Raw genomic sequence first — 18,576 nt, 5'->3', positions numbered from 1 at the left:
ATGGCCATGAAGATGAAGATGAAGCTTCTGGACATGACCCTGATCGGCCTGCTCTCGGCCGGCGCCGTCGGCCCCGCGCTCGCCCAGGACGCCGCCCAGGCGGGCGAGGGCGAACGCGCCCGCTGCGACGGCGATGCCTGCCGCAGCGACGAGGGCCTGCTGTTCCGCGTCCGCACCCGCGGCGAGGAACGGCCGGTGGCCGCCGGCGACGATGCCGACGCGCTGCAGCGCAACCGCCGCGTCGACGTGGTGCGCGAGGACGTGCGCTCCGGCAGCGCCCGCATCTCGGGCCGCTTCGCGATCGACCTGCCCAACGGCGGGGTGATCTGGGCGACCGAAGACCCCACCCTGGGCCAGCCCATCCTCAACGTGCAGGGCGGCTCCACGGTGCCGTTCGAGAACGGGCGCATCGCCAAGCCGCTGCGTTTCCACGGCTACACCAACTACGCCTCGTTCATCGACAAGCTCACCGTCACCGTCTACCGCGGCACCGACGCGGATCTGGTCACGCCGCTGGCCAGCATCGACCTGCCGGTGGCCAACGTGTCCGAACAGGAATGGGACGGCACGCTGCCGGCCGGCCTGAACCTGCAGCCGGGCGACGAGCTGATCTACGTCGCCCGCGCCTACGGCAAGGACGGCACCTTCGACGAGACCGTCGGCCAGCGCGTGCAGCTGGTGCGCCCGGAGGACTACGAGCGCGGCCTGCAAGTGCTGCGCGACGACACCCAGCGTTCGCTGGGCAAGGCGCTGGACAGCGGCGACGACGCCCAGGCCCAGGACATCGAGAACTCGATCTACGGCCGCAGCTCGCTGCGCATCCAGAACATCCCGATCTACGGCTCGCGCGTGCGCATCTATGGCCGCGACATTCCGCGCGAGACCCAGCTGACCATCAACGGCGAGACCTTCCCGGTCGACCTGGAACGCAAGTTCGTCGCCGAGTTCCTGGAGCCGGTCGGCCGCCACAGCTACGACGTGGCGATCCAGCCGCGCGGCGGCGCGCCGCTGCAGCACCAGCTGGACGTGGACGTGACCGGCAAGTACGCGTTCCTGGTCGCCCTGGCCGACGTCACCGTGTCGGAGAACAACGTCAGCGGCAACATCGAACCGCTGGCCGGCGACGAGCGCTACGACAAGGACTTCATCAGCGAAGGCCGCCTGGCGTTCTATTTGAAGGGCAAGGTCAAGGGCAAGTACCTGATCACCGCCCAGGCCGACACCCGCGAGCGCGAGATCAAGGAGCTGTTCAACGGCTTCCTCGATGCAGACGCCCAGGACGTGTTCCGCCGCCTGGACCCGGATCTGTACTACCCGGTCTATGGCGACGACTCCAATACCTACCGCGACGTCGACACCCAGGGCCGTTTGTACGTGCGCGTGGACTGGGACCAGAACCAGGCGCTGTGGGGCAACTTCGACACCGGCATCACCGGCACCGAGTACGGCCAGTACGACCGCTCGCTGTACGGCGCGGCGCTGTCCTGGCGCTCGCGCAGCACCACCCGGCTCGGCGATCCCAAGACCGAAGTGCGCGCGTTCGGCTCCGAGGCGCAGAGCGCGTTCGGCCACACCGAATTCCTCGGCACCGGCGGCAGCCTGTACTACCTCAAGCACACCGACGTGCTGCCGGGCTCGGACAAGGTCACCCTAGAGATCCGCGACCGCACCACCGGCCGCACCGAAAGCCGGGTGGACCTGCAGCGCGGCGCCGATTACGAGATCGACGAACTGCAGGGCCGGCTGATCCTGACCCGTCCGCTGGCCCAGGTCACGCGCGAGAACGTGCGCACCCTGACCCGCGACGCGCCGCTGGACGGCTACACCCAGCTGCTGCTGGTCGACTACGAATACGTGCCGCTGGGCTTCGACAGCGACGACGTCAGCGCCGGCTTCCGCGGCAAGCAGTGGCTGGGCGAGCACGTGGCCATCGGCGGCACCTACGTCGACGAGAATCGCCGCGGCGACGACTACAGCCTCAAGGGCGTGGACCTGAGCTTGCAGGCCGGTCGCGGCACCTACCTGAAGCTGGAACAGACCCGCAGCGAATCCACCGTCGCGCCGATCTTCTATTCCGACAACGGCGGCCTGAGCTTCATCCAGCGCAACCCGGTTTCCGGCGCGCGTCGCGGCGACGCGCGCGCGGTGGAAGCGCGCGCCAACTTCAAGGAACTGGGCTGGACCCAGCAGGACTGGAGCGTGGGCGCCTGGTGGCGCGACGTCGATGCCGGCTTCTCGGTCTCGCGTTTCGACACCGGTCTGGGCATCGAGGAATACGGCGCCGAGTTCCTGGGCTACTTCAGCGAGACCTTCAGCCTGTACGGCAAGTACTCGCGCGCCGAACGCGGCAGCGACGCGCTGGAGCAGAGCCAGCTCACCGCCGACTGGCGCATCACCAACGACGCCCGCCTGGGCGCCGAGCTGCGCCGCGTGCGCGAGGAGCGCCTGAGCGGCAACACCGACGCCCTGCTGGCGGCGCTGAGCTACCGCCATCGCATCGGCTCCTCGCTGGAGCTGTACGGCGTGGGCCAGATCACGGCCGACGACGACGGCGGCGCCTACGAGCGCAACAACCTGCTGACCCTGGGCGCCAAGTACCTGTTCGGCGATCGCTCCAGCGTGGGCGCCGAAGTCAGCGGCGGCAGCCGCGGCCACGGCGGCCGGGTCGAGGCCGAGTACCGCCTCAAGCCCGACCACACGATCTACGGCGCCTACAGCTACAGCACCGACCGCACCCAGCCGGACCCGTTGTTCAACAGCGACCTGCAGAACGGTTGGACCCTGGGCCAGCGTTGGCGTCTGACCAACCAGGTCAACGTGTTCAACGAAAGCCAGTACCTGAAGGACCCCACCGACAACAGCCAGGGCATCGTCCACACCTTCGGCATGGATTTCTATCCCGCCGAAGGCTGGAACGTGGGCTTCACCGTCATGGACGGCGAACTCGACGCCGCCACCGGCCGCGTCGACCGCCGCGCCTACAGCGTGAGCGGCGGCCGCACCGACGAGCGCGCGCAGTGGGCGAGCAAGCTGGAGTACCGCAAGGACACCGGCGCCGAGCAGCGCGAGCAGTGGGTGACCACCAACCGCCTGTTCTACAAGGTCAACGAAGACCTGCGCCTGGCCCTGCGCGCCAACTACGCCGACACCCAGGACGACCTGAACCCGGCCGAAGGCGCCAAACTGGCCGAGGCCAACCTGGGCTTCGCCTACCGCCCGCACGACAACACCCGCTGGGGCCTGTTCGGCAAGTACACCTACCTGTACGACCTGGCCACCCTCGGCCAGGACGGCGGCGCCACCTACGACCAGCGCTCGCGCGTGCTCTCGTTCGAAGGCGTGTACCGCCTGGACGACAAGTGGGAGCTGGGCGGCAAGCTCGCCAGCCGTTGGGGCGACTACCGCATCGGCCGCGGCGAAGGCGCCTGGCTGGACAGCCGCGCCGACCTGGTCGCCGGCCAGCTGCGCTACCACCTGATCGGCAAGTGGGAAGGCCTGGCCGAGTACCGCTGGCTCAGCGTCAAGGACGGCGGCGACCGCAAGGGCTGGCTGATCGGCCTGGACCGCCAGCTGGGCGACAACTTCAAGGTCGGCGTGGGCTACAACTTCACCGACTTCAGCGACGATCTGACCGATTTGAAGTACGACAATAAGGGTTGGTTCTTGAATCTGGCCGGCTACTACTGATCGATTTGCTTGGCTGGAATGCAAAGACGCCGCGATCTCGCGGCGTCTTTTTTTTGCAGGAGCGGTAGAGGCTAGGCTGGTGACGCAGGAGGCGATACGCACAGCCAAGATCGGGCGATGCAATGCGACATATGCTAGCCCTGGCGGTGCTTGTTTGCTTCGGCTAAGGAGGGGCTATGAATGAAGAAAGTATCGATATCAGCCCGGCTGAATTCGAGGTTGCAGTAAAGGCAATCCTGGATGCGGCTGCAGGTGGCTTGGTCGAATACAAGTCGACCCATCTAGAGAAGTTGGCTGGCGCGGACGGCGACTACGTCCTCGATGTTGTTGCCCGGTTCGTGGCGTTCGGCCAAGCAGAGTTCACAGTCTTGGTCGAGTGGTGGCGCGGAAAATTCAGTTCCGCGCCACACGTGATTAGTCCTTGACCGGTGTCGATGCCATCACCGACTTGACGAGGGCGATGCCGTCCTCGCAATCCGACTTCTTGTTGTAGCCCTCCGCCGAGTCGGCGATCTTCCGGTGGTTGGCGGCGTAGAGCGTCCAGCGCCAGTCGCCCTGGCTGTCCTTGTAGAGCTTGAAGTACATGGTGGGGAGTCCTTGTCCATGCGCCGGATCGGCGCGGGAGTACTTCAGCACAAGGCGCTTTTGTTGTTTAGTTCCTGCGGAGGCACACTTTGGTGCATGCTCCGCGTGCGTTAATATGTGTAGGATTTTTCTGATTGACGCGCCGCTGTTGCGAGTAGCAAAGTTCCTGCCCAAGGAGCTTCTAACTCCTCACACAGCGGTACCCGCCACCGAGTTTTGGCGGGTTTTTCATGTCCGTTGCTTTGGGCATGGCCGACGCTAGCGCTCTGCGTCGGGAGGGCGGTGAATACAACACCCGAAAGGGAAATAAGCCCGCCGGCTGTGTGCGGTTAGAACCTCCCGACATCCCGCTTGTGCTGCTGCGTGCAATGCGGGGATTCCGCTCAAGGGAAGGAGTGCTGCGTATGGCCCGCAAGACCCCACCGACCGCGCCACGCTCGGGCGTGGTGATCCCCGAAGACGCCTTTCACCAGCTGTACCGGTTCCACCAGGAACTGCAGGGCATCGTCCGCACGCTGCAGCCGGAGGTGCTGGCGCAGATCGGGTACCGCAACACGCGCCATCATCAGAACCTGCACCAGATCTTCACCGCGATGGCCCGGCAGCTGGACCCGGTGATGGACGCCTGCGAGTGGTTGCCGGCGGCCTGCGACCAGTGGTGCCTTGGGGCGGGCAAGCGGCTGCACTAGCGCGGTTGCGCCCCCGCGCCGCACGGGCTTTGGGGTAGGAGCGGCGTAAGCCGCGACCGCGCCACTGCGGCCGTCTGCGCGGGTCGCGGCTTGCGCCGCTCCTGCCCGGGAGGTGGGTGGCCTTTGCGGCGTGAGCCGCGATTGCGCTGCTAGGGGCGCCTGCGCGGGTCGCGGCTTACGCCGCTCCTACCCCAAGGCGGTTGCGGGCTCGGGCCGCTCTTTGTGCTCTGGCGCGGGCGCTGGGAAACCGGGGAGCGGGTGGGGTAGGGCCGTGCGCGGGGATGTTTGACGCGGGCGCGATGGGGGGAGCCGCAAGCGCGAACGTCATGGCCTGGAGCGTCGAGCCGCTCGCCCGGCCCGCGAGGTCGCGCAACTCGGCCGCAAGGCGTCAACCGCGGCTCGCAGAGCGCCGAGCCTTGCGCGCGACGTTCCGAGGCTTGCGCTCGCGAGCTGCCGAGCCTTGCGGGCAAGCCGCGGCGGGCGGGCGTGAACCGATTTGCCTTGCGCACGAGCCTTCAAGCGTTGCGCGCCGAGCCCGACGGTGCGCACGCGCAAGCCTCCACGGCTTGCGCGCAAGGTCCGCACCCGGGCCGGCCCGCCTTTTTGCCTTGCGATTGAGCCAGGGCGGCTTGCGCCCCGCAATTGGAGGCTTGCGCGTGTTGCGGACCCTTGCGCGCAGGCCGGCGCAGCTATGGCGGGATGGCCGTTGTGGTGCTTCATTGACAAGGTTGGGGGCCGGTCAGACCATTTCGCGGCCGACCGCCGTACACCCACAGGGGGTTCCATGTTCAAAGCGCCATGCATCGCCGCCGCGCTTGCGCTGGCGCTCGGTTCCGCCGCACAGGCTCAAGAGGTCCGGCACCCCACCGCCGACGAGTTCTCCCGGCTCAGCATCGCGGGCATGAAGCATGGGCTGGCGCAGAGCCACCCGGCCATGAAGGGCTGCCTCGACCAGATCAGCAACTACGCCTACAGCGAGGCCTACCAGGCCATCATCGCCCGGGTCGTGCCCGCCGCCGACCTGGTCGTGCTGGACGCGTTCTTCAGCACCCCGTTGGGCGCACGCTGGACCGACGACAACATCCTGTATTCGCGGACCGACGGCGCGTCCCATGGCGAGTTCGATCGGGAGGAACTGGAGCGCATCCGTGTCATCGTCAGCATGCCGTCCTACATCAAGCTGCAGGAGGTCGGCGGCTCGGGCGACCCGCTGATCCAGAAGGCCATGATGAAAGCCCTCGATCCCTGCCAGTAGATCCACCCAGCCAGGCCCAAGCTTCGCCCGCTCCCTGTAGGAGCTGCGCAAGCTGCGACCGCGAACCTACCCTTGCGACACAAGCTTCGACTGGAACGCCACGCATGGACCTGACCACCGTCGAAATCAAAGCCTTCGTCCCGGCGCGCGCCGTGATCTATGCTGGCGACACCCGTCGGTCCTCCAGGATGGAACCGTATGCGCCGCGACACCTACTTCGCCGTTCTCGGCCTGGGTCTCTGGTTCGCGACCGGCGCGGCCATGGCCGCCGAACCGGCGCTGTGCGCGGCCTTGCGCGCCAAACCGGCCGAGGCGGGCCGCCTGGGCGAGCGCTTGGAGGAGTTCCCGGATTCCAGCCGCGAAGGCAGCGTGCAGGTGCCCAACGTCGATCTGGACGGCGACGGCATCAGCGACCGCATCGTGCTGTGGCGCAGCGATTCGCCCAGCCGCTTTCCCGCCGACTTGGCCGAGGCCCAGGTGGTCTTCTCCGCCAGCGGCCGGAACGAGGAGCGTGCGTTTCCGCATATCGCGGTGCGGCGTTACCGCTCGCAGGTGTACCTGACGGGCATGAGCTACGCAGACGACGCGAACAGCGCGCAGCTGGAGGTGCTGCTGTTGGATCGGCGTGGCGTCACCAATGCTTGTTCCGTCGTTATTCCGGTGAAGTAGCCCTGGCAGGCGAGCCTTCGCGCTCGAGGCGGAATTCAGGGCAGGAATCCGCGCGGCGCCCGTTTGCGTATGGCCTGCTCGGACGAGCGCACCCCTGCCGAGAGATTCCTGGCGAACCACCAGGTGAGCCAGGCCGCCAGCAGCGCGCCGAGCAGGCTGTCGACGTTGATGTCGGTGACAGCCCGATACAACAGGAATACGCCCAGGGCGGCCACGTAGGTCACGGTGGCCACGCAGATCGCTTTGAACCAGCGCAAGCTGCTGGTGAGGGTGTCCTCGCCGTTCTCGTTGAGCTCCTGGGGCTTCTTGGATTCCTGATGGATGCGCTCGAACAGGATCAGCATCGCCAAGCCCGGCGGCAGCAAGAGCAGGAAGGGCCCGAGCGTGTCCCAGAACGAGGGGCCGGAGTCGTCGACGGGATCGCTCGTGGCCTGCCTGTCCTGAGCGGTCATTGGAAAGTCCGCCATGATCAGCGGCCTGTCGCCGTAGCCGGCGGGCGCGCAGTCCAGGTCGCGCATGCAGTCCTGATCGCGACTGCTGGCGATGCCGGCCGGCGCGATGTTCCAGTGCGGTAGCGGAATGCGCCATTCGTCGGCGGGCCTGGTTGCGTTCGGCGGCAGCACCGGGAACAGCCCCTGCATGGCCAGGGTGATATCGAAGATCAGGGTGATGCGGTCGCCCGACAGGCGCTGGTAGATGTCGCCATAGGTGGCGATGTCGCGAGCGAACAGCGCGGCGATGCCGGCTTCGGCCTGCTCGGCCTTGATCGGGCGGTGGGTGCCCAACGGGCTGGACGCCGCGGTCGCGCAGCCGAGCAGGAACACATGCACGGAGCTGGCCTTGGCGGCTTTCATCAGCAAGTCGACCGGTACTTGCACGGTGCGGCCGTTTTCGCTGCCTATGGAGACGTGGCTGTTGTGCTCGCCGGTGCCGGCTTGATGGTGCGCGACCAGGATCAACAGCTGCCCGCGAAACGGGCTGAGCGCTCGCTCCAGGGCGAGGTTCCAAGAGGCGGTGCCTTGCTGGGCGCCGTCTCCCAGTGCCCGTTCTATCGCCAGCAGATCGGCGTCGGTCCTGGCATCTGTCCGGCTCGATCGGCGGATGCTGGCTACCGTGGGAGCGGACAGGCCGGTGGCCAGCACCTTGACCTGGTCCAGGCGCCACGGCTGGCCGAACAGGCGCCGGGCCACGGCCTGGCTGTGGGCGCGCAGTTCGCCATCGATCTGGCGCTGGCCAGTGGCGCGCATGCTGAGCCAGGCCAGATCGTCCGCTAACGCTTCGACTCGGTCGCTGCGTTTGGCTTGGGCGTAATGCGTGGCCAGGCGTTGCACGGAAGGCTGATGAGACGCGTTGCTGGGCTTGAGGCCCTGCGCGGACAGCCTTTCCAAGGTGTGCTGATAGGACAGCAGATCCTCGATATACCGCAAGCGGGACGTTGCGGGGGCCGCAGTGCCGGTTACGGCCTCCGCATGCGGATCGCGGAGCGGTTCGCGCACAACATCGGTGTGGATTGGCGGCCGTGATGCGTGCGGCGAAGGGCGGTACTTCTGCGCGCCCACCGCCAACGGCGCCAGCAGCAGCGCCAACGCGACGGCGCAGGCAGCGCGGCGCATGCCGGCGCCTCAGCGGCTCAGGCTGGGCAGGGCGTCGAGCAGGGCCTGCATCTGGCCGATGTGCTCGTTGGCGCGGCGCAGCGCGTCCTTCAACGCCTCCGGATCCTCGCCGGCATCGTCGGATTGCAGGTGCGGCATGAACTGTCGAATGTAAGCCGATGCGGTCGCGGCGCCGGCGGACAGGTCGCGCATGCGGTCGGTGAGCGCGTTGTCGCCGCCGTACAGGTCGCGGCGCAGGAACTTCTCGATCAGGCCGATCAGGCCGCCGGCCAGTCCGACCGCCGCGGCCAGCGGTACCGCCAGGCCGGAGGCTTTGCCCAGCATCAGGCTCAGCGCCGAGCCGCTGCCCAAGGTGGCGATCACCGCGCCCCAGAACGACCAGCGGCCCGCGCGCTCCAGGCGCGCGCGCAAGGCGGCCGAGCGCTCGTTCCACGTGGCCAGAAAGGCGTTGAGCGCGGCGACGGTGATTTCGAGTTGGGCCTTGAGCAGCGGCGAGACCGGTGCCAGTTCCTCGTCGAGCAAGGCGCGCTCGGCCGTGCCGGTGTAGGCGCCGCGCATGCGTTCGAGTTCGTGGCGGTCGTGCGCGCGCAGAAAACCGACGGCATTGGCGGCAATGGATTCGCTGGACATCGCTGCTCCCGAGAGTGGTGGGTCGGGGTTCCGTTCCGTGGACAACGGTGTTCGCAGGAAATGGACAACGAAATCCCGATCCCGGGACAGCGCGTTTCGATTTCCCCTGTGCTGCGGTTATACACGATGCTGCGCCGCCGTATCGGCCGCTGCATCCGGGCAACGATGTGTTGATCCCATGCGCCTGGATCGCGGCCGCGGCGGTCACTAGCGTATGCCCACCGGCCGCACCGCCCGTCGCCGCATCGGCGCGTCGCTGCGGCCGTACCCCACACCGGAGCAACTCATGTCGCAGAGCGATACCGTCAACCGCCGCGTGGTCCTGGCCGCGCGGCCGCAGGGCCTGCCTACGCCGCAGAACTTCCGCATCGAACAAGGCGAAGTGCCCACGCCCGGCGAAGGCCAGGTGCTGCTGCGCACGCTGTACCTGTCGCTGGACCCGTACATGCGCCAGCTGATGAACGAGATCGGTCCGACCTATGCGCCCGCGGTGGCCTTGGGCCAGCCGATGGCCGGCGGCACGGTCAGCCGCGTGGTCGAGTCGCGCCATCCGCAGTTCCGCGCCGGCGAGGTGGTGCTGTCCGGTGCGGGCTGGCAGGACTACGCGCTGTCCGACGGCGAAGGCCTGGCGCCGCTGGGCGACATGGCGCAGCCCTCGCTGGCCCTGGGCGGGCTGGGCATGCCGGCCTTCACCGCCTACGTGGGCTTGCTCGACATCGGCCGGCCGCAGTCCGGCGAAACGGTGGTGGTGGCGGCGGCCACGGGCGCGGTGGGGTCCATGGTCGGGCAGATCGCCAAGCTGCGCGGCGCGCGCGTGGTCGGCATCGTCGGCGGCGCGGACAAGGTGCGTTATGCGCGCGAGGAGCTGGGCTTCGACGACTGCCTGGACCGGCACGATCCGCCGTTCGCGCAGCGCCTGGCCGCGGCCTGTCCGGACGGCATCGACGTGTACTTCGAGAACGTGGGCGGCGAGGTGTTCGACGCGGTGCTGCCGCGGCTCAACATCGGCGCGCGCGTGCCGGTGTGCGGCGTGATCGCGCACTACAACGACCAGGACGTACCGGCCGGTCCGAACCGCCTGCCGCTGCTGACCACGGCGATGGTGCAGAAGCGCATCCTGATGCAGGGCTTCGTGATCCTGGACCACTACGGCACGCGCTACGAGGAGTTCCAGCGCGACATGCAGGCTTGGGTGGCGCAGGGAAAGATCAAGCTGCGCGAGGATCGGGTGGAAGGTCTGGAGCGCGCGCCGGAGGCGTTCATCGGCCTGTTGCAGGGGCGCAATTTCGGCAAGGTGGTGGTGCGGGTCGGGGAGGAGTGATGTTTGTAGGGCTCGAAAGCTACGAGCATTCGCGCTGCGCGCTCATCCCCTCACCCTAGCCGCTCTCCCGCAAGCGGGAGAGGGGAGCAGAAACACCGTTTTGCTGCGTTTAGCCCCTCTTCCGTTCACGGGAGAGGGGTTGGGGTGAGGGCCGCTGTCAATACGGCCGCGGCGTCAGCTTCAACAGCCGCGCATTGGTGCTGTCTTCCAGCACCCACAGAGCACCGTCGGGCCCCTGTTCGATCTCGCGGATGCGTGCGCCCATCGGATAGCGCGCATGCTCCACCGCGCTGGTGCCGTCGAAGCGGATGCGCACCAGCGCCATCGAGGCCAGGCCGCCGATGAAGCCGTGGCCGCGGAACGAAGGGAACAGGTCGCCGTTGTAGATCACGAAGCCGGCCGGGGCGATCACCGGCGTCCACCAGGTTTCCGGCGCGTTGAATTCCGGGCGGGTGGGGTGGTCGGGGATGGGCGCGCCGCCGTAGTGGTCGCCGTTGGAGACGATGGGCCAGCCGTAGTTGGTGCCGCGTTCGATCAGGTTGAGTTCGTCGCCGCCCTGCGGGCCCATCTCGTGCGTCCACAAACGGCCGGCATTGTCGAAGGCGATGCCGAGCAGGTTGCGGTGGCCCAGGGTCCAGACCTGCGCGGCCACGCCGCCGCTGCTGGCGAAGGGATTGTCGGCCGGCACGCTGCCGTCGTCGTTGAGCCGGATCACCTTGCCCAGGTTCTGCGACAGGTCCTGGGCGGGATCGAACTTCTGCCGGTCGCCGGAGGTGATCCACAGCTTGCCGTCGCCGCCGAAGGCGATGCGGTGGCTGTAGTGGCCTTCGCCGGTGACCTTGGGCGTCTGCCGCCACAGCACCTGCATGCCCGACAGATGGCCGCCGTTGCCGTCGGCGTTGAGGTTCAGCACCGCGCGCGCGACCACCGCGCCGCGCACGTTGTTGGCGCCGCCTTCGGCGTAGCTGAAGTAGACGTAGCGGTTGCTGGCGAACTGCGGGTGCAGCACCACGTCGCCCATGCCGCCCTGGCCGCCGTAGGCCACGCCGGGCAGGCCGGTGATCTCGCTGGTCTGGCGCGAGTTCGTATCGAACAGGCGCAGGCGCCTGTTTTTCTCGGTGACCAGCAGGCGGCCGTCGGGCAGGAAGGTCATCGCCCAAGGTTCGTTGAAGCGGGCGAACTCGCTGGCCAGGAACGGCGGGTTGGGCTCGACCGCGGCCTGGTTGGGCCCGCCGGTTTGTGGCGGCGTATCGGCCAGCGGTTGCGGATCGGCGGCGGGCGCTTGCGGGTTCGTTGCGGCCGGCGTCTGCGCGGGCGGGTTGCCGTAGACGGCGACGAAGCGCGCCGGCGCGTCGGGATCGTCCTTGCGCTCGGGCGCGAGTTCGGCGCTGATCGGATTGCAGGCGGCCAGCAGCAGCGCCAGCGCGGACAAGGCGGTCGGGTAACGGACCATGGGGGGCACTCCGTCGCGAACTAGGCGCGGTTGTAGCGCAGCGGCGGCTAAATAGACGTGACGGCGGCGGCGGTTCCGGCGGGCGACGGACCGATGCGCCCGCGGCCGGTGACGAACGGCTTTCCTCGCGCCCGGTCCCGCGTTAAGTTGCGGGCGGCGTTCGCAGGGCTCCCAAAGGATAAGACCATGCAAAAGACCGTCCCGGCCGCTCATCCCGATGCTTACGTGGCCGCGCTGGACGGCTGGCGCCGCGATTGCGTCGAGCACCTGCGCGAGCAGGTGCGCAAGGCCGCGCCGCTGGAGGAGGTGGTGAAGTGGGGCCACCTGGTCTACTTCAGCAACGGGCCGGTGTTGTTGATCCGCGCCGAGGCGCAGCGCGTGCTGTTCGGGTTCTGGCGCGGCAAGCGCCTGCAGGACATCGAGCCGCGGTTGAAGCCGGGCGGCAAGTACGAGCTGGCCACGGCCGACCTGCGCGAGGGCATGCAGCCGCCGTCGGCCACGATCGTGCGGCGGCTGGTCAGGCAGGCGGTGGAACTGAACCGCAGCGTGGGCCATCCGGCCAGCCGCAGCGATTGAGGCGCACGCGGATTACACTGCGCCGCTGCCGCAACGACCGAGTCCCGAGAAAGCCTTCATGCGCCTGACCAAGTTCCTCTTCGGCCTGTCCGACCTGTGCGCCTGGATGCTGATGACCGTCGCCGTGCTCGGCGTGGTCGCCCTGCTGTTCATCGGCCCGGGCCCGGACGGCGTGCAGGGCGCGCCGGTGTCGTCCACCCGGACCATGCTGCAATCGGCGCTGTGGCTGCTGGCGGCGCTGGGCGCTTATCTGCTGACCCGGCGCCAGCCGCTGGGTGTGTTGCTGGCGCTGCTGCCGGCCGTGTTGGCGGCGGCACAGGGCCAGATCGTCGCGGCTACGATTTATGCGGCGCTGGTGCTGGTGGTGTTCGGCACGCCGCTGCTGCTGGTGTGGCTGGAGGTTCGTCGCAACCGCTGAGGCGCTGCGGTCCGCTGTACCTCTTCGCCGACGAGCGGCGCGCCGGGCGGCCAGCGGCTGTGCTTGCCTAGTGCCGCGTCGAATGCGCGCGCGATGCCCAACAGGAGGTTAGGCATGAGGACCACGACTCGGACGCGCCTGCGCCCTGCGATCGCGCTGGCCGTCGCCTTGCTCGCTACGGTGTTCGCTGCCCGCGCGCAGGACAGCTGCGCGGCGCTGGTGGATTGCGCCGAGGGCACGGTAGCGGTCGGCGAGCCGCCGAACTGCGGCTGCGAGAAGATCGCACCGCCGCGCGTGCCGCTGACGTGCGAGGCCAACTTCGGCTGCGCCGACGGCAGCCAGATCGGCGTGGGCGAGTGGCCGGACTGCGGGTGCCGCGATCTGAGCACGCCCGAGCCTGCGCCTGGACGGGGTCTGCCCGATCCGGACCGCAGCACCGGACCGCTGGACAGCCTGGGCGGGATCGAGACCTGCAAGCATTTTCTGAAATGCGCGCCGGGGTTCGAGATGCTGTTGTGGAACGGGCGCTGCGTGTGCGGGGAGACGATGTTGCCGCCGCCGGTGAGGTGATCTGAGATCAAGTGCATTCGCGCTTCGCGCTCACCCCCTCACCCTAACCCTCTCCCGTAAACGGGAGAGAGAACGGATCCAAGGTTGCGGCTTCGAGCCCCTCTCCCGTTTACGGGAGAGGGGTTGGGGTGAGGGCCGCTGCGAGCCCCGGCGCAAAAGAAAACGCCGCGATCGCTCGCGGCGTTTTCGTCATTGCATGCAGCGCGACTTACTTGCGTCGCATCAGCAGGATCAGCACCAGCAGGACCAGCAGGGCGATCAGCCACACCCACCACTGCATCCACACCGGCTTGTCGCCGCCGTTGCCGCCGTTGTCGCCGCCGATGATCGTGCCGCCGCCCTTGCCGCCGGTACCGACCGCGTCGGGCAGGGTCAGGGTCTGGCCGTCGATGCGCAGCACCGGCGGCGGCAGACCCTTCTTGTTGTAGCCGACCACCACGGTGTAGCTGCCGTTGAGGTTGTCCTTGACCTCGCCGACGATGCCGCCTTCGAACGGCTGCACCAGCTGGAAGCTCGGGCCCTTGCCGGGGCCCACGCGGTTGCCCTGGGTGTCCACCGGGGTCAGGGTGATCTGCACGCAACCGCCGCGGAAGCTGCCGGGGCAACTGGCGGCCGGGCCGTGGGTGATGGTCTTGGCCGTGGCGGCCGCATCCGGCGCCACCTGCACGTAGTGGTCGGTGGTGTAGATGCGGGCGAAGCCGCCGTTGTCGGGGCTGGTGCTGTCGATGCGGTAGGTGACCTGATACACGCCCTCGGCCAGGGTGGCCGGGTATTCGGCGGTGTACACGCCCGGGCTGGTTTCCTTCAGTTCGATGCCTTTCTCGGCGCCCAGTTCGAGCGCGGCCAGGATCTTGTCGCGCTGCGCCGGGTCCTTGAGCATGGCCTGCACCTTCAGGCCGGCCGCGCTCAGCGCGTCGCCCTGCGGCGCTTCGCCGGCCTTGGCCTTGCCGTCGGACAGGATGTTGCCCAGGCTCTGCGAGGGGCCGGAGATGAAGGCGCGCACGGTGCCGGCCGGCAGGCCGGCCAGCGGCTTGCCGCCTTCGGTCAGGGTGGCCTTGAGCTGCAGCGGCTCGCCGATGCCGGCCTTGGCCTGGCTGACGTCGTAGCTGGAGACGATGCTGGCGTTGTCCGCCATCACGAACAGGTTCCAGTGACCGTTGCCGCGCGGCACGGTGCGGGTGACCTGCATCTTCCAGTCGCCGTCGGTGGACACGCACTTGCCGGCCTTGTCGCAGAACGGCGCGCGCAGGGTCAGGGCCACGTGTTCCTGGTTGCCGCTGACGCTGAAGCGCGGGTTGTTGAACGGGTCGAAATCGACGCCGTCCTTGTGCAGGACGATGTTCGGACGGCCGTCGGCCTGGAAGGCCTTGTCCCAGCCCAGCAGGATGGTGAAGGCCAGATCCTTCTTGCTGGTCTTGAACGTCATGTCGATCGGCGACACGGGGCCGGTGGTGGCGGAAGACTGCTCGCCCTTGGCGGCCTGGATCAGTTCCAGCTTGTCGCCGATCAGGGTGTCGGCCAGCACCTGCAGGAAATACTGGATCGCGCCGGCGGGCGGATTGTCCAGCGTGGTTTCGATGTTGAGCGCGCCGCAGCCGCTGTAGTTGGCGACGTTCTGCAGCAGCGAGCTGGAATCCGGATCGCTGGGATCGTCCAGGCGCAGGCGGAACGGGCACAGGCTCAGCTGCTTGCCGGCGGGGCGCACCGCGTCGCCGCCGATCGGGCTGTTGTTGGCGTTCACGCGCAGGTCCAGGCCATCCCAGACCAGGAACTTGCTGGTGTTCTGCGCGCCGTCGGTGAACAGCAGCATGGTGTTGTTGAAGTTGGCGTTGTCGCCGCCGACCAGGTCCGCATTGAGGTTGGCGATGCCGTCGCCGATCGAGGTGCCGCCGCCGGGCTGGTGCGCCGGCTTGTCGATCTCGGTGAGCACCGCATCCAGATTGACGCTGGTCATCGCCGCCAGACCGCCGGTGTTGGTGGCGTCGTTATCGAAGAACACCACGCCCAGCTTGTCGGCCGGCAGCTGATAGGCCTTGGCCACCGAGATCATCTGCGCCGTCGCGCGGCGCAGCACGGTCCAGCGCTTGCAGTCGGGGTTGGGCGAGTACAGCGCGCCGCAGGTCGCATCGCCGTCGAGCTTGGACGACCAGGCCATGGAGCCGGACTTGTCGAACACCAGCACCAGGCGCGCGGGCAGGCGCGACAGCGGCGGGCCGGCGGCGGGCGCCGGCGGCGTGCCGGGCAGCACCGTGTCGCTGTCGTAGTTGTCGACGGTGTTGCCGCCGCTGGCGCCGATGCCGGTCGCGGTCAGACGGATGTCGCCCGACAGCAGGCCCAGATGGAACACCTCCAGGGTGTCGATCTGGCCGGCGGTGTTGATCATGCGGAAGGTGCAGGTGCCGCCGTTGGTGCCGCTGAGCACCGGCACGCCGGCGTTGAACGTGCAGTTGATCATCGGCCCGCCGCTCTTGGCGCGCAGCTGCACGGTGGCGCCGGCGCCGTTGAGCGGGTACACGGCCAGGTCGTCGGCCAGGTAGAAGACCTTGATCGACTTGCTGGAATTGGGGAAGCCCAGCGCGTTGCTGAAGGGCTGCCAGGCGTCGCCGGTGCCGTTGAGCTTGGGCTCCGACGTGCTGGCGGAGGTGACGTTGGGCGTGCCCGTCGCCGCCAGGGCGTCGGTGGCGACGAACAGGGCGAGCAGCATCGCCCCGATTCGCCACAGCGGAAGTTTGGGTTTCATGAGGAGCTCCTTTTCGCTCAGATTTGCTGGACCAGGCCGACCTGCTGCAGCAGGGAGCCGTTCTGGATGTAGAGGCCGGCGTTGCCGGCGGCGTCGACCGCGAGACTGGGGAAGCGTGCGGTCTGCTGCGGCGGCAGCAGCTCGCGGGTTTCGGTGACGCCCAGCACCAGCCGGCGCGCGCGCAGGGTGCTGAAGCCGGGCGTGCTCACCGTGGAGTAGAACAGCCACAGCGAGCCGTCGGCGGTGTAGCCCGCGGCCAGGTCGATGAAGGTGGTGACCGGGATGGTCAGGGTGGTGTCGGTGAAGTTCGCTTCCCAGGCGTTGGCGATGTAGCGCTTGCTGAACACCGCCCAGTTCGGGCCCATCGGGTTGGGCTCCTGCACGTACACCAGCTGCGGCGCGCCGGTGGGGTCGATGACGATGGAGTGATCGCCCGGGCGGGTCATGGTGCCGGCGTTGGTGACCGCGCCCGGCGCGCCGCCCAGGGGGTAGCGGATCGACTGCGCGGTGAGCACGCCGCCGGTGTCGCGCTGCCAGACCGCGATGATGGTGCCGGTGGTGTCGGTGACCGCGCTGACGCGGCTGTTCTGGTCGACCGAATCGACCAGTTCCTCGGCGCCCCACACGCCGGTGAAGGCGCGGCTGAAGATGCGGTTGTTGCCCGACAGCGCCGAGTAGAACACCCGGATGGTGCCGTTGGATTGCGCGGCCGCGGCGATGCTGCTGACGCTGAGCACGCCGGTGAACTGGAAGGCGTCGGCGGCCGCGGTCCACACGCCGGCGATGCGGCGGCTGAAGGACAGGAAGCGGTTGGGGCCGTTGACCCGCACCCAGAACACCCAGGGCACGCCGCTGGAATCGATGATCGCGCTGGGGGTGTTGTAGGGCCCGGCGTTGAGCGCGGTGGTCGGGCCGACCGCGGCCGGGCGCTCGCGCAGCATGGCGTTGATCACGTCGCGGATCGGGTAGGGCAGCTGCGGCACGCCGCTGCCGTTGACCGCATAGGCGCCGCCGAAGGTATCGGACAGGACCTGGTTGAAATCCATCTGCGACGGCAGCGAGATGCCGCGGCGGCGGCGGTCGGTGACCGCGGCGGCGTCGATGATGCCGGCCGAGGTCTGGACGATGGTGGCCAGCGCGGCGTAGCTGTGGCCGGCGATGAAATCCGGGTCGCCGCTGACCGGCGGCGCGTTGCCGGTGCGCACGCGCACCGCCCATTCGCGGCGCAGGCGCGAGCAGGTTTCGGTGCCCAGGCCCGGCAGCACCAGCGAGGGATCTTCGGCCAGGGTGACCAGGCGTTCCCACACGTCCAGGTAGACGGTGAGGGTGCGCGTGGCCGGCGCCACCGGCGGCGCGGGCAGCGCCGCGATCACCGGCACGCCCCAGCTGGCCGCGAGCGCGGCCGCGCCGGGCTGGCTGCTGTGCAGCGCTTGCGCGCTGAAGCCGACGTTGGCGGTGATGAAGGCCTCCAGGCCGTCGACCAGCATGCGCCCGGCCTGCAGCGGCTGCGGGCCGCCGCCGGCGACGATGTTGAAGCTGGTGGCGGAGTTGATCGCGGCGATGCGGAAGCCGTCGTTGCCGACCGGCACGCCGTCGCCGACGAACCAGCGCAGGAAGGCGCGCAGCTCGTAGCGGCGCATGTCGTCGCCTTCGTTCCAGTCGGCGTCGGCCAGGGGCACGCCCTGGGCCAGGCGCACGCTGACGTAGCGGCGGATGGGATCGAAAGTGTTGGGTGAGATGATGGCCATGGCGTGTCCCCGTCGTTAGGTCGTGTCAGAACACGAGCCAGATGGTGCGTTCGAGCGTGCTGGCCGGGTCTTTGGCGACCACCGGATGGCGCACGAGATTGATCTGCGTCGGCGCGCCGCCGAGCTGGGCGATCAGCCCGAACTCGCGCAGGTTGCCGCTGGCATGGCTGCCGTTCGGCCACGGCGGCACGTTGGGGCCGAGCGTGGCGACGATTTGCAGACGGTTGGTGGGCGAGGCCGAAGGCACCGGCCCGTCCATGAAGGTGAAATCCAGGTTCGCCGCCGGCACCACGAAGGGCGAGGGATCGGTGAGCCCGGTTTCGTTGCCGGTGGGCGGCGGCGGCGGAACCTGGTCCCAGGACGCGAGCCCGGCGCCCACGGCCAGGCCCTGGATGCCGAGCGTGGCGCCCGGGGTGCCGCCCATGAAGGCCGCGAGCAGCCGGCGGCAATCGGCCAGGATCGCGTTCTTGGACCAGCCGCGATCCCAGATCACGCGCCCGTCGGCGTCCTTGAGCACGTCGCGGTACATGCCTTGCGGCAGTGGAATGCGGGTGTCCGTTTGCATGTTCGATTCCTTCGATGAGCGTGATTCGCAAGCAGGCGTGATGCGATGGGTGAGGCG

At 68.6% G+C, this 18,576-nt stretch carries 16 protein-coding genes; 9 read left to right on the top strand and 7 right to left on the bottom strand.

All coding sequences use genetic code 11. The features are described 5' to 3' along the window. Nucleotides 1-6: 6 nt before the first annotated feature. Both DX914_RS09585 and DX914_RS20015 read left to right on the top strand, forming a co-directional pair. Nucleotides 7-3,687: an OmpA family protein gene (locus tag DX914_RS09585; protein ID WP_196778857.1), complete on the top strand. Its 3,681-nt coding sequence runs from the start codon at nucleotides 7-9 to the stop codon at nucleotides 3,685-3,687. Between the two features lie 176 nt (nucleotides 3,688-3,863). Next, on the top strand, nucleotides 3,864-4,112 hold the full coding sequence (locus DX914_RS20015) for a hypothetical protein (protein ID WP_147300642.1): 249 nt from the start codon (nucleotides 3,864-3,866) through the stop codon (nucleotides 4,110-4,112). Here DX914_RS20015 and DX914_RS09580 read toward each other — a convergent pair. After that, complete coding sequence (locus DX914_RS09580) at nucleotides 4,102-4,272, bottom strand: YegP family protein (protein ID WP_115858750.1); 171 nt, start codon at nucleotides 4,270-4,272, stop codon at nucleotides 4,102-4,104. The genes DX914_RS20015 and DX914_RS09580 overlap by 11 nt on opposite strands. A 404-nt stretch (nucleotides 4,273-4,676) precedes the next feature. Here DX914_RS09580 and DX914_RS09575 point away from each other — a divergent pair, with 404 nt between their 5' ends. From DX914_RS09575 to DX914_RS09565, 3 genes are all read left to right on the top strand, one after another. Further along, nucleotides 4,677-4,961, top strand: coding sequence for an XAC0095 family protein (locus DX914_RS09575; protein WP_115858749.1), 285 nt, complete (start codon nucleotides 4,677-4,679; stop codon nucleotides 4,959-4,961). A 784-nt stretch (nucleotides 4,962-5,745) separates the two neighbouring features. Next, nucleotides 5,746-6,216, top strand: coding sequence for a hypothetical protein (locus DX914_RS09570; protein ID WP_115858748.1), 471 nt, complete (start codon nucleotides 5,746-5,748; stop codon nucleotides 6,214-6,216). 198 nt (nucleotides 6,217-6,414) lie between these two features. Continuing rightward, nucleotides 6,415-6,885: a hypothetical protein gene (locus tag DX914_RS09565; RefSeq protein ID WP_115858747.1), complete on the top strand. Its 471-nt coding sequence runs from the start codon at nucleotides 6,415-6,417 to the stop codon at nucleotides 6,883-6,885. Nucleotides 6,886-6,920: 35 nt separating this feature from the next. Here DX914_RS09565 and DX914_RS09560 read toward each other — a convergent pair whose 3' ends face one another. After that, nucleotides 6,921-8,498 carry a hypothetical protein gene (locus DX914_RS09560; RefSeq protein ID WP_147300641.1) on the bottom strand — a complete coding sequence of 526 codons (1,578 nt, stop codon included), beginning with the start codon at nucleotides 8,496-8,498 and terminating at the stop codon, nucleotides 6,921-6,923. A gap of 9 nt (nucleotides 8,499-8,507) precedes the next feature. Next, a complete protein-coding gene (locus tag DX914_RS09555) occupies nucleotides 8,508-9,128 on the bottom strand; it encodes a hypothetical protein (RefSeq protein ID WP_115858745.1) in 621 nt (206 codons plus the stop codon). 286 nt (nucleotides 9,129-9,414) lie between these two features. Between DX914_RS09555 and DX914_RS09550 the strand changes: the two genes are divergently transcribed. Beyond that, on the top strand, nucleotides 9,415-10,449 hold the full coding sequence (locus tag DX914_RS09550) for an NADP-dependent oxidoreductase (RefSeq protein ID WP_115859208.1): 1,035 nt from the start codon (nucleotides 9,415-9,417) through the stop codon (nucleotides 10,447-10,449). A gap of 157 nt (nucleotides 10,450-10,606) precedes the next feature. Here DX914_RS09550 and DX914_RS09545 read toward each other — a convergent pair whose 3' ends face one another. After that, nucleotides 10,607-11,902, bottom strand: a complete 1,296-nt coding sequence (locus DX914_RS09545) for a PQQ-dependent sugar dehydrogenase (protein WP_115858744.1) — start codon at nucleotides 11,900-11,902, stop codon at nucleotides 10,607-10,609. A 186-nt stretch (nucleotides 11,903-12,088) separates the two neighbouring features. On the opposite strand from DX914_RS09545, the gene DX914_RS09540 reads away from it, so the two are divergent. The 3 genes from DX914_RS09540 (at nucleotide 12,089) to DX914_RS09530 (ending at nucleotide 13,466) form a co-directional block, all read left to right on the top strand. Continuing rightward, nucleotides 12,089-12,478: a DUF1801 domain-containing protein gene (locus DX914_RS09540; RefSeq protein WP_115858743.1), complete on the top strand. Its 390-nt coding sequence runs from the start codon at nucleotides 12,089-12,091 to the stop codon at nucleotides 12,476-12,478. A 58-nt stretch (nucleotides 12,479-12,536) separates the two neighbouring features. Continuing rightward, nucleotides 12,537-12,896 (top strand): hypothetical protein, encoded by a 360-nt coding sequence (locus tag DX914_RS09535; RefSeq protein WP_115858742.1) that lies wholly within the window; start codon nucleotides 12,537-12,539, stop codon nucleotides 12,894-12,896. A gap of 114 nt (nucleotides 12,897-13,010) precedes the next feature. Beyond that, the gene (locus tag DX914_RS09530) at nucleotides 13,011-13,466 is read left to right on the top strand and encodes a hypothetical protein (RefSeq protein WP_115858741.1); all 456 of its coding nucleotides are present in this window, start codon (nucleotides 13,011-13,013) and stop codon (nucleotides 13,464-13,466) included. A 208-nt stretch (nucleotides 13,467-13,674) separates the two neighbouring features. Here the strand turns inward: DX914_RS09530 and DX914_RS20010 are convergent, their stop codons facing one another. The 3 genes from DX914_RS20010 to DX914_RS09510 are packed head-to-tail and all read right to left on the bottom strand — an operon-like array spanning nucleotide 13,675 to nucleotide 18,519. Next, nucleotides 13,675-16,206 carry a vWA domain-containing protein gene (locus DX914_RS20010; RefSeq protein ID WP_158549233.1) on the bottom strand — a complete coding sequence of 844 codons (2,532 nt, stop codon included), beginning with the start codon at nucleotides 16,204-16,206 and terminating at the stop codon, nucleotides 13,675-13,677. 17 nt (nucleotides 16,207-16,223) lie between these two features. Then, entirely contained in the window at nucleotides 16,224-17,954 is a 1,731-nt protein-coding gene (locus tag DX914_RS20225) for a DUF6519 domain-containing protein (RefSeq protein ID WP_158549232.1), read from the bottom strand. 25 nt (nucleotides 17,955-17,979) lie between these two features. After that, nucleotides 17,980-18,519: a hypothetical protein gene (locus tag DX914_RS09510; protein WP_147300639.1), complete on the bottom strand. Its 540-nt coding sequence runs from the start codon at nucleotides 18,517-18,519 to the stop codon at nucleotides 17,980-17,982. Nucleotides 18,520-18,576 lie beyond the last annotated feature (57 nt).

Origin of the sequence: Lysobacter silvisoli (assembly GCF_003382365.1) — a bacterium.
Taxonomy (GTDB): Bacteria; Pseudomonadota; Gammaproteobacteria; order Xanthomonadales; family Xanthomonadaceae; genus Lysobacter; species Lysobacter silvisoli.
The sequence above is the reverse complement of the archived record's forward strand: the minus strand, read 5'-3'. Positions and strand labels throughout refer to the sequence as shown.

What these genes read in the sequence shown, in the direction of transcription:
- DX914_RS09540 (WP_115858743.1), top strand. Translation starts at nt 12,089, where the DNA reads ATGCAAAAGACCGTCCCGGCCGCTCATCCCGATGCTTACGTGGCCGCG.
- DX914_RS09560 (WP_147300641.1), bottom strand. Translation starts at nt 8,498, where the DNA reads ATGCGCCGCGCTGCCTGCGCCGTCGCGTTGGCGCTGCTGCTGGCGCCG.
- DX914_RS09585 (WP_196778857.1), top strand. Translation starts at nt 7, where the DNA reads ATGAAGATGAAGATGAAGCTTCTGGACATGACCCTGATCGGCCTGCTC.
- DX914_RS20225 (WP_158549232.1), bottom strand. Translation starts at nt 17,954, where the DNA reads ATGGCCATCATCTCACCCAACACTTTCGATCCCATCCGCCGCTACGTC.
- DX914_RS09550 (WP_115859208.1), top strand. Translation starts at nt 9,415, where the DNA reads ATGTCGCAGAGCGATACCGTCAACCGCCGCGTGGTCCTGGCCGCGCGG.
- DX914_RS20010 (WP_158549233.1), bottom strand. Translation starts at nt 16,206, where the DNA reads ATGAAACCCAAACTTCCGCTGTGGCGAATCGGGGCGATGCTGCTCGCC.
- DX914_RS09510 (WP_147300639.1), bottom strand. Translation starts at nt 18,519, where the DNA reads ATGCAAACGGACACCCGCATTCCACTGCCGCAAGGCATGTACCGCGAC.
- DX914_RS09570 (WP_115858748.1), top strand. Translation starts at nt 5,746, where the DNA reads ATGTTCAAAGCGCCATGCATCGCCGCCGCGCTTGCGCTGGCGCTCGGT.
- DX914_RS09535 (WP_115858742.1), top strand. Translation starts at nt 12,537, where the DNA reads ATGCGCCTGACCAAGTTCCTCTTCGGCCTGTCCGACCTGTGCGCCTGG.
- DX914_RS20015 (WP_147300642.1), top strand. Translation starts at nt 3,864, where the DNA reads ATGAATGAAGAAAGTATCGATATCAGCCCGGCTGAATTCGAGGTTGCA.
- DX914_RS09545 (WP_115858744.1), bottom strand. Translation starts at nt 11,902, where the DNA reads ATGGTCCGTTACCCGACCGCCTTGTCCGCGCTGGCGCTGCTGCTGGCC.
- DX914_RS09575 (WP_115858749.1), top strand. Translation starts at nt 4,677, where the DNA reads ATGGCCCGCAAGACCCCACCGACCGCGCCACGCTCGGGCGTGGTGATC.
- DX914_RS09555 (WP_115858745.1), bottom strand. Translation starts at nt 9,128, where the DNA reads ATGTCCAGCGAATCCATTGCCGCCAATGCCGTCGGTTTTCTGCGCGCG.
- DX914_RS09580 (WP_115858750.1), bottom strand. Translation starts at nt 4,272, where the DNA reads ATGTACTTCAAGCTCTACAAGGACAGCCAGGGCGACTGGCGCTGGACG.
- DX914_RS09565 (WP_115858747.1), top strand. Translation starts at nt 6,415, where the DNA reads ATGCGCCGCGACACCTACTTCGCCGTTCTCGGCCTGGGTCTCTGGTTC.
- DX914_RS09530 (WP_115858741.1), top strand. Translation starts at nt 13,011, where the DNA reads ATGAGGACCACGACTCGGACGCGCCTGCGCCCTGCGATCGCGCTGGCC.